Origin of the sequence: Bacillus sp. ES1-5, from assembly GCF_022487605.1 — a bacterium.
Classification (GTDB): Bacteria; Bacillota; Bacilli; order Bacillales; family Bacillaceae_G; genus Bacillus_A; species Bacillus_A wiedmannii.
On record NZ_JAKVPU010000033.1, the window covers coordinates 1 to 1573 of the forward strand.

Consider the following 1573-nt stretch of genomic DNA (forward strand, 5'->3'; position numbering starts at 1 on the left):
TTTCGTTGATTTTGGAATTGTGATTACTCCATTTTGAAGATCCCAACGTAAAATAACTTGCGCTGTTGTTTTACCGTGTTTCTCAGCAATTGCTTGTAATGTTTCGTTATCTAATAATTGACCTTGCATTAATGGTGACCATGCTTCCATTTGAATACCTTGTTCTTTACAGAAAGCTTGTAATTCTTTTTGTGTCAAACGAGGGTGGTATTCTACTTGGTTAATCATTGGCTTGATTTCTGCATCTTTCATTACATCTTGTAAGTGATGGATTTGGAAGTTACTTACACCAATTGCACGTACACGCTCTTCTTTATAAAGTGTTTCTAGCGCTCTCCATGTATCTTTATATTTTCCTTCTACAGGCCAGTGAACAAGGAATAAGTCTAAATAATCTAGTTCTAATTTTTTTAAGCTCTCTTCATATGCTGCAATTGTTTCTTCATATCCTTGGTCTGCATTCCACACTTTTGAAGTAATGAATAAATCTTCTCTTGAAATACCAGTTGCCTCGATACCTGCACGGATTCCTTCACCTACAGCTTTTTCATTTCCGTAAATTGCAGCTGTATCGATGCTGCGGTATCCTGCTTTAATCGCTGATTTTACAGCTTCTACAAGTTCTGGTCCTTCTTCTACTTTAAATACACCTAAACCGAACCAAGGCATTTCTACACCATTATTCAATACTGCTTTACTTTGTAAATTTTTCATTTTATTTTCTCTCCTTTTATTTTACTTGATCTCGTTTTTCTAATGTCATACTCCACGCTGTTAAAAGAACAGCAGCTACTACCATAATGCCGCCTACCCAAGCAGTATGGATTAACCCTAATGAATTCGTTACAAGGCCACCTATATAAGAACCTAAAGCAATCCCTGCGTTAAATGCGGCAATGTTAATTGCTGAAGCAACATCAACCGCACTCGGAACAAAGCGCTCTGCCAATATAACTACATATACTTGTAGCCCGGGAACATTCATAAATGCGAATAGTCCCATGAAAATAATTGTGATTAATCCAGCTACTTTAAATGGCGCTGTAAATGTTAAAACAAATAATATAATCGCTTGAATCAAGAACATGTAAAATAGTGCTCGAATCGGATTATGATTCGATAATTTTCCACCGACCATATTCCCTATCGCAATGGCGATTCCATACACTAATAAAATGATAGTAACAGTACTTGCTTCAAATCCTGTTACTTCTTGTAATAGTGGTGATAAATACGTAAATGTTACGAATGTACCGCCGTATCCAAGTGCAGTAATAGTGAAAACAAGTAACAGTCTTCCATTTTTAATTAGTTTGAATTGATCACGAAACGATACAGGTACACCATTTTTCAAATTAGATGGGACCAGTATGCTGTTTGCGATAAAAGCAATAATTCCAATTACAACAATCGCCATAAATGACGCTCTCCAGCCAAATTGTTGACCAATAAACGTTCCAATTGGCACACCTGTAATAGTTGCAACTGTTAATCCAGTAAACATAATCGCAATAGCACTAGCACGTTTATTCGCTGGTACAATCGCAGCTGCAATTGTAGATCCTATCGACAT

General features: G+C 36.6%; 2 protein-coding genes. Both read right to left on the minus strand.

What is annotated here, in order from left to right:
- A partial coding sequence (locus tag MKO96_RS29100) for an aldo/keto reductase (protein ID WP_240589338.1) occupies positions 1-714 on the minus strand: 714 nt, incomplete at its 3' end.
- A gap of 16 nt (positions 715-730) precedes the next feature.
- The coding region (locus MKO96_RS29105; RefSeq protein ID WP_240589339.1) for an MFS transporter at positions 731-1573 on the minus strand (843 nt) is incomplete at its 5' end.